Source organism: Streptomyces soli (assembly GCF_003999195.1).
Taxonomy (GTDB): Bacteria; Actinomycetota; Actinomycetes; order Streptomycetales; family Streptomycetaceae; genus Actinacidiphila; species Actinacidiphila soli.
Window position 1 is genome coordinate 1 of record NZ_RJVR01000037.1, and the last position, 8124, is coordinate 8124.

General features: G+C 68.4%; 7 protein-coding genes and 1 pseudogene. 3 read left to right on the forward strand and 5 right to left on the reverse strand.

Annotated features, from left to right (window positions below; translation table 11 throughout):
* Positions 1-387 (forward strand): TerD family protein (locus EFK10_RS02000; RefSeq protein WP_164835775.1); only part of this gene is annotated, 387 nt, incomplete at its 5' end.
* 435 nt (positions 388-822) lie between these two features.
* Here EFK10_RS02000 and EFK10_RS02005 read toward each other — a convergent pair.
* Positions 823-1923, reverse strand: coding sequence for a DUF1259 domain-containing protein (locus EFK10_RS02005; protein WP_206305271.1), 1101 nt, complete (start codon positions 1921-1923; stop codon positions 823-825).
* 464 nt (positions 1924-2387) lie between these two features.
* Here EFK10_RS02005 and EFK10_RS02010 point away from each other — a divergent pair, with 464 nt between their 5' ends.
* Complete coding sequence (locus tag EFK10_RS02010) at positions 2388-2684, forward strand: hypothetical protein (protein WP_127354052.1); 297 nt, start codon at positions 2388-2390, stop codon at positions 2682-2684.
* A gap of 219 nt (positions 2685-2903) precedes the next feature.
* Here EFK10_RS02010 and EFK10_RS53740 read toward each other — a convergent pair.
* From EFK10_RS53740 to EFK10_RS02030, 4 genes and pseudogenes are all read right to left on the reverse strand, one after another.
* A pseudogene (locus tag EFK10_RS53740) lies at positions 2904-3139 on the reverse strand (IS5 family transposase); the annotation flags it as partial.
* 56 nt (positions 3140-3195) lie between these two features.
* Positions 3196-3627, reverse strand: a complete 432-nt coding sequence (locus tag EFK10_RS02020) for a hypothetical protein (RefSeq protein WP_127354053.1) — start codon at positions 3625-3627, stop codon at positions 3196-3198.
* A 48-nt stretch (positions 3628-3675) separates the two neighbouring features.
* Positions 3676-3885: a hypothetical protein gene (locus tag EFK10_RS02025; RefSeq protein ID WP_127354054.1), complete on the reverse strand. Its 210-nt coding sequence runs from the start codon at positions 3883-3885 to the stop codon at positions 3676-3678.
* Positions 3886-3944: 59 nt separating this feature from the next.
* Positions 3945-5396 (reverse strand): TerD family protein, encoded by a 1452-nt coding sequence (locus EFK10_RS02030; protein WP_240676925.1) that lies wholly within the window; start codon positions 5394-5396, stop codon positions 3945-3947.
* 1343 nt (positions 5397-6739) lie between these two features.
* Between EFK10_RS02030 and EFK10_RS53745 the strand changes: the two genes are divergently transcribed.
* Positions 6740-7579, forward strand: a complete 840-nt coding sequence (locus tag EFK10_RS53745) for an SCO2400 family protein (RefSeq protein WP_127354057.1) — start codon at positions 6740-6742, stop codon at positions 7577-7579.
* The last annotated feature ends 545 nt before the right edge of the window (positions 7580-8124 follow it).

Here is an 8124-nt window from a genome sequence, read left to right on the forward strand (position 1 = left end):
AACAACCTCGCCAGCCCGGACCGCTCCGTCGAGCACAGCGGTGACAACCTCACCGGCGGCGGGGACGGCGACGACGAGCAGATCAAGGTCAACCTCGCCACCGTTCCGCCTCAGGTCGACCGCGTCGTCTTCCCCGTCTCCATCTACGAGGCGGAGAAGCGCGGCCAGAGCTTCGGCCAGGTCCGCAACGCCTTCATCCGCATCGTCAACCAGGCCGACAGCCGGGAACTGGCCCGCTACGACCTGACCGAGGACGCCTCGAGTGAAACCGCCATGATCTTCGGTGAGCTCTACCGCAACGGCGCGGAGTGGAAGTTCCGCGCCATCGGCCAGGGCTACGCCTCCGGGCTCGCCGGCATCGCCGGCGACTACGGTGTGCACGTGTAGTCCGCCTGCGCCCGTACATCGGTGCACGCACGCCGGTTCGTCCAGCTGACCACGGATCCCGAGCCCGCCCAGCGGATCCTCGACGACGGCGTCGGCCACGAACAGACCGCGCGTCACCAGGCCATCGCCTCCTTTGCCGCCAAGCTGACCAGCGCACCGGCCAACCTGGACGCTGATGACATGCGTCCGCTGCGCGAGGCCGGCCCGAGCGATCTGGAGATCCATGACGTAAAGACCCAGCACCACGGTGAAGACGCTGGCCGCCAGCGACCGCCCGGTCCGCGAACGGCTGCTGCGCCCGCTCGCCACCGGAGAGGTGCTGTCCGGAATCGCCTTCTCAGTCGGACGGGGCCGAGCGGGTGGAGCAGGACCTACTGGCCCGGGCCCGTGACGGGGGCGGGCCAGTAGGAAGGGCTGTGGTTCAGCCCGTGTTCCTTACTTGCCGATGGTGTTGGGGTGGGTGTGGGAGTGGGTGTGGGTCGGGGCTGGTGGCAGGATGTGGGTCGGGGTGGGGGTGTGGGCGAGCGGGATGCGGGTGGGCGGGGTGAGCGCGGTGGCGTTCAGGGCCGGGCGAAGGGCCCTGGCCAGCCTGGCGCCGTCGCCGGTGGCCCAGAAGTGCATGTAGAACAGGCGCGGCTGTTCGTCGAGGCTGTGGTTGTGGAGTTCGACGATGCCGATGCTGCCCCTGCGCAGCGCCTGGATGACGTGCTGGATCTCGCTGGCGGTCATCACGAAGTCGCCGTTGATGGCGGCCTTGTGGCCGCCGAGGGGCTGGAAGTTGATCGCGGTGGTGATGCCGAGGGCGGGGGGCAGGACGTGCCGGCCCTCGGTGACGGTGCCGCGGCGGGCGATGGTGAACTTGTAGATGCCGCCGTCGGCTGTGCCCTTGCGGCCGAGCGCGGTGTCGATGGCGGCGGTGTCCAGGTCGACGGCCGGCTGGGTGGCCGGCGGCGGGGACGCGGGCGGGATGCCGGTGATGGCGAGGGCTGCCTTCAGGCCGCGGGCGAGGGCGGCGGGATCGCCCATGCCATGGATGTGGGTCCACCAGATCGCTGGGGACTGCTGCAGGAGGTGCTTGTGGAGGCCGGTCTGCTCGATGCCTGCTTTCTGCAGGGCGTCGGTGACCTTCGGCAGTTCGTCCTCGGTGACGACCAGGTCGCCCATGAGCATCGCGCCGTCGCGGTACTTGGCGAAGGTCGCGTACCCGCCCAGTGACAGCCCGGGCTTGATGGTCACTCCCTTGGTCGCCACGGTCAGGTCCTTGCGCGGCAAGGGAACCCGGTAGACCGTGCCGCCCATCAGTGAGCCGGTACGGCCCAGCGCGTCGGCGACCGGCTTCCAGTCCGCTTGTGTCGTGGGCAGCGAAGTGAGCGTCTGGCCGCTGCTTTGAATCGTGTGTCTGGCGGAGATGTTTTCCGGTTGGGACATGCGCGCGGTATCGGTGCTGGCGCACCCGGTCAGCGCAAGCGCGGGCATGGCGAGCATGGCCAACGCGAGCTGGGCGGGGCCGGTGGGTATGCGCCAGTGGGGAACCATGGGCTTCCTCCGTGAAGGGGAGAGGGGAGGTGCCGAGGCCGTTCCGCCAGACCGCAGCAACTTGGTTGCGCCATCGTCAGCTGCGGGAGGTCGACACTCATGCACTCCACCGACCGTCACCCGTAAAAGGCGGCGGCGCGACCCACAGGCGGCCACGATGGGCCACATGGGTCACGCTCGACCCGCCGGTCGCCCCTGAAGTCGTTGTCAACTTGGTCGATGGGCGCCCCGCACATGGGATGATCTTGGGCTTGTTGGTCGTCGAAGAGCGGCTGTTCTGCGGCGCAGCCATCCGCCCGGTCTCGTAGGCGTTGCGGAGGGTCTGGCGAGAGATTCCTGTTTCTTCGGCGGTTTGCCGTTCGCTGGCGGCCTGCTGGCGGCCACCGGCGATCTCGGCGAGGTTCAGGTGCGCTCGATGGAAGGTCGCCGCCCTCGCGCTCACCTACCGACTGCACGACCTGGACATGCTGTCGGACTGGCACTACCGCCACGCCTGCATCGAGTTGGGCAAACTCGGCTACCGGCGATCGGAGCCGTCCGGCATGCCCAGCCGCGAGAGCTCCCAGCTGCTTGACAAGGTCTTCACCGCGATGAAAGCCAAGGCCATCACGCTCCATGACATCGCCCGCGACCTGCACGTCTCCCCCGAAGAACTCAGCAGCTGGGTCTTCGGCCTGATCGTCACTGCGCGCACCGGAAGCAGCCACGCCAGCACGGACCTCGCAGCCCGCGAACGGCCACGCCTCTCCTTGGTTCAGTAGCGCCTGCTGCTCAGTCGGCGGGCCCTTGGCCTCGGCGACCGTGCGGCGGGTGGTGCGCTCCCCGCCGGTGAAGCCCATCGCCGCGATGCGTTCGTGGACCACGTCAGCGCGGATCTTCCGCGAACTGGCGCGGATCTTCCTCGACGCGGCCGGGAAGTGACGTGACCGCAGTTCCACGCCGATGGGCTGCCTCTGGGGGGAGTGCATCACATGCGCTCATCACAGCCACTCATTGATGGAAGCAACGAGGACGGTCGCCTCGTAGCGGACGGCGAGTTTCTCGTAGCGAGTGGCCACTGCCCCGTGCCTCTTGAGGCGGTTGATCCCGCATCCGACCGCATGGCTCTCGCTGTAGTCGGTCTTATCGAACTTTGGAGGCCGACCGAGCCGAGCTTCTTGCGATGCCAGACGTGGTCGGCCTTGTCCGGGATGGTGCAGCGGATCCCGCGCTGGCGCTAAGCGCCCAAGGAAGAAGTGCCCAGCCTCATGTCGGTGGCCAGGCGGTTGGCGGTCAGTCGTTGTCTCCCCAGATGCGAGGCTCCTTGCCAAGGTTCAGCTCCACCCAGAACGGGCGGCACGGGTTGCGCTTGGGCTCACGGGGCGCGTCCTGACCGACGAACAGCTGGTGGATGGGGTGCGCCGGCGTCAGGACGGGGCCGTCGAAACACCAGGTGGTGCGTCCGGGCGTCGGGCCCGCCCTCCAGCCGGCCACGTGAGCGGCGGCCAGAACTCTGCCGCCCTGGCTCGCGATGGTGGTGTAGAGGAGGTAGTCGGGCGGGGTGTCGATGCTGGTGGTCCAGGTGTGCCGGTTTGCGGCGTGGAGGTAGTCGGCTGGCATGTTGGGGAAGTGGCCGTCGCCGGGGCGGTTGCACCAGTTCTCTGCCGGGTCGATCTCGTTCCACGGGACGACGGAGAGCTGGAGGATGCGGATCTGCTTGGGCATGAAGTGTTCCTCTCGGGTCGTGGTCAACGCCCGCGTACCGGCGGGAAGTCAAGCGCCGGATGCTATCGGGGCGATTTCGTCGAGTGCGACGCCGATCAGGTCCAGCGAAGGCTCCGCGACCACGTGCGCCCCGGCCACGCACGGATGCGGGTGGAGGCCGTACACCTCCTCGGCGTCACCGCAGACGCCGTGGCTACGGCCGACCTCCCGCCAGGAAGCGTGGCTTGGGATACGTGGCTGGACATCTGTCGAGGGCATGGCGTCGTGGTGATGGCATGTGGGCTGGTGCTCAGGCCCCCATCGACTGTCCCAACTGGTCAGTCCACATCCACGCCGTGGGCTCGGGCGAGTCCGTCGAGGCCTTCGGCCCAACCCTGCCCGATCGCGCGAAGCTTCCATGTCGGCTGGCCGTTGGCGGTGTGGCGGTACAGCTCCGCGATAACCATGGCGCGGATGTCGGGGTCGGGCGGCGGCTGGAATGTCCAGGCGGCCGCGGTGACGCAGTCAATGTAGAGCGAGGCATGGGTGAGGGAGCCGCAGGTGAGGCCGGAGTCGACATCCATGTTGATCGCAATCGTGACTCGCTGGACGTGAGCGGGCAACGCGGCGAGGTGGACAGCTGCGCGTTCAACGGTGTGCTGGCCCTTTGCCTGCTTGCCTAGGAGGCGTGCTGCGCCATGGGCGGCGTAGGGCTGGTTGTAGAAGACGAAGTCTTCGTCGGAGGTCACCCGGCTCTCGCCGTTGGTCAGGAAGAGTGTGAGATCCGCGTCGGCGCCGGCGAACGTGAAGGCGATCAGCAGTCCTTGCCAGGCTTCTTCGGGCAGTGTCAGGGTCTGTCCTGGGATGAGTGCGGTTGGTGTGGCGTGACCTGGCGCGATCTGGATGGGCGGTTGCGATGGAGTGGTCCGGCTCTTCCACTCGGCGAAGGGAAGGATCCGGTAGTGATCCTGCGTGGGAGCCTGGTGAGCGGCTGGGATCTTCGCGCGAAGGTCGCCGTCCAGGCCAGCCAGGGAAGTGTCACCAGGACTGGCATCGTCGTGAGCGTGGTCGAGTAGGTTCTGCAGGCCGGGCATTCGGCTGGTGTCCAGGGACTTGATTGCGCTGGATAGGTTGCCGGAAGCAGTTGTGGTGACCGAGCAGGCGACGTCCTGGCCGATATCGAGGAACCGCAGCGCGTCTGCGGGCTCTCGCCACTGGCCGGCCTCGATGGCCTGGCGCGTCCAGCGGCCGTACGCCACGAATCCGAGCCGTTGGGTGTCTGGCAGTCGTGTGAGCACGGCCAGGTCGATGGCGGTGATCCCCGGCGCGGTGGCGAACCCTTCCTTGAGTGTGGCGATGATGTTCGACCCCATGGCGGTGAGCCACCATAGGGTGCGGTCTCGCTTGCTGAGCGTTTTAAGGGTGGGCCGTCCAGCGGACGTAACTCCGGGCGTCTGACCGGGCAGCGAGTCGATGTCCTGGTGGCGCATCACGACGGACAGGACCGAGCCGTCGACTCCTACGGCGCAGCCGGCGGCGGGGTTGTCGGCGAAGGCGTAGTTGACCACCTCGCAGACGGTCTCCTCGTCGTTCGCGATGAGGGCCTGCCACCACTGGTTGGCCTCGGCGGCTAGTTGTCCGTGGATGGTGTGCAGGCGAGCCTGTTCGGCGGCCAGGTACGCCGGCGCGTCTTGCTCCGCCTTTCCCTTCGCTGCCGCCCGCTCGGCACGGGCGAAACGGCCCAGCCCCATGAGGTGGAAGGCCTGGGCTTCCGCCAGGGCCCATGGCATGCCGAGCTGAGGCGGTTCGGGTACCACCGGCGGGTGGACCACAGGAAAGGATTGCAGGTGCACACTGGTGGTCTGCTGCCGCAGCTCCTGCAACTGCGCGATCGCGGCGTCGCGTTCGGCTTCTTGCTGGGCTCGCTCGGCCTGGCGGCGGGCGCGGTCAAGCTGTGCTGCTGAGGGGGCGATGGCCCGGGAACGCGTCGTGCGACTCGTGCTGGTGCGGCGGCGTCCTCCCCTCAGCGAGCTGGAGGCGTAGAAGGGGCCCAGCCCAGATGAGATCCGGGTGCCCCCGCTACCCACGCTGATCCGTGCCGCCCGGGGCCCCACGGAAGTCCGTACCCCTCGGGTCGAGACGCGCACGCTCATTCCGGGTACGCCGACGCGAAAGCCGAAGCCCATGGTGTCTCCCCTTTTGTCATCGTGGAGTCTGCCACCGCCGAGGTGCCGGCACCGGGGGATCGAAGCACGTTTGTCCCGCAGTAATTCGGTCACCGGATCCCGCCGAGGGTTTTGGACCTCGTTGACCTTGGATGACGGTCCCTGAACATCCGTAGTTGTTCGGGGCAGCACGCCGCGGTTGTAGCGCAGATAGACACTCAGCCATAGCGCGTTAAAGGCGCTACGGCGCTTGCGACCAGGCTTCGCCGACGGTCTGCGACCTGCGCACACGGCTCCGAAGGCCCCGTACGTCTCAGGCGTTGCTGCTGGTCAGGTCTCAAGGGGCTCTCGCCGACGGGCTCGCCATCCACGCATAGTCCAGGGCTGGCGGCGGCTCAACACGGCATATGGCTACGGGCCTTGTCGGGGACCGGGACTCTATTCGCCATGCTGAAACGATAAAGGTCCAGCTCCACCCTGGCGGCCGTTCGTCGGCCCGCTGCGGCGACCCCTGCCCGGTGCGGACCTTCTGCTGCCACCGAGCCGCCAATCCGGTCAGGCCCGCAGCCCCCCCGGGGGGCTGCGGGCCTGACCGCGTGCGGGTCCAGTCTGCCCAGGCTGACGGAGGTGTAGATGTGGCGCGTGACGGCGAGGTTTCCGCTGTCACGCGCCACAGGTCTGCTCGGCTCGGCTCTGCCCGGATCCGGGCGAGGGGTGTCAGTTAGTGTCGGTGGCCGCCGCCCCAGCCTCCCCAGGAGGTGACATCGATGGCAGGCAGGCTCGCTCCGCCGGTCGCGACGATCTGCGCGATGTGCGAACCGGAGCCGCCGAGGAATCTTTCCAAGACCGTCACAGGTACTGCGCACCGCCTTCGGGAGGTGCCGTTAGCGTTGCTGGCCGCCGATCCCGCGCGCGAACGCGAACAGGCCGCCGACGTTCATGGCGCCGTCAGCACAGAGAGACCACAGATGGACTACTGCTCCTCATGCCGTCGGCACCTCAATGGGGCCCTGGTATGCCCAGGGTGCGGCGCATATGCGCCGGACATCGCCCCGCCCTCCCATGGCCACTATGGGGCGGCGAAGACCGCCATGGCGTGGGAGCACCCCCCGGAGAGGTTCCCCGCCTCGGAGCGGTATCCCGGCACTCCTCGCTTCGATGCCGGCCCGAACGGGTCCGGCGCGTCCGAGGACGTAATGGCGGAAGCACCGGGCGCCGGTTCGGCGTCCGCAACCGCCGACCCCGCCATGCAGGGACGCGCGGCCCGGCGTCGGCAGATGGCGCGTTGGAAGAAGCACCGGCGCCGGGCCGCGGCCGCGACGGCCTTCGCGCTCGTCGGTGGCGGACTGACCATCGCGGCGCTGCCGAACGGGGCTTCCAAGGGCCAGTCGAACGCGGCCTCGGCACCGGAGTCGGTGACCGCAGCCACTACCCGGACGAGGCCGGTTGCCACGGCATCAGCGCAGCCGGACACCCCGGTTGCGCGGCATCCCGGTAATCGCCCACCCACAACCGGCCCGCACCAGCGGAACACAGCTCTCGCGGTGCCGCCTCCCGCGACGACGTCCGCGCCGCCTGACACCGCACCCGCGGCGAACAGCGGGACGCAGATTCACCAGGCCGGCATTACAGCCCCGCTGACGCACACGGCCGCCACGGCCACGCCAGCGCCCGCGTCCACCGAGGGCGCTGACGCGGCTACGTCGCACGCGAGCCCGGCGCCCACGGCACCGGCAACCCCAACCCCCACCCCAACGCAAACGGCGCCCTCGAAGCGCCTGTGCCTGCTCGTTGTGTGCCTCGGCTGACTGCGCCGTGCGCTATCGCCCCGTCGGCATCCGCCCGCTCTGACGGAAGCGAGGGGGCCCTCGACGCGGCGCCACGTCACGCCTGGCGGGCGCTGCGCCAAGGCAACGGATACATCATCGACCACGAAAGAGGAGAGCCAAGTGACCGGCAGCTACGCCGAGCAGGATGTGTCACATATCCGCAACTGGTAGGCTCGGTCGATCAAGGGGTGCCGTCGCGCTTGGCGGTCCGTCGGCCAAGTCTGAAAGCATCGCCAACCGCCCTAAGCATCATCAGGACGCGGATGATCGTGTCCGTCTCCGTATGATGCCCTCCGCAGAGACCGTCGTCGACTGCCTCACCCCAGCCACCGCGACCGGGCCGCTCGCGCCACAACTGACGATGATCTGCCAAATGCGGCGACCATGTCACCGGGGGAAGGGCAAGGAGAAGCGCTCCTCTAGAGTGCAACGTCGCTTGATTAGGCGACTGGGGTCATCTGTAGGCGCCGGAGTGATGGTCGCCCAGGTGTCGTGAGGTGAAGGAGTTCCGGGGCGCACGGTGA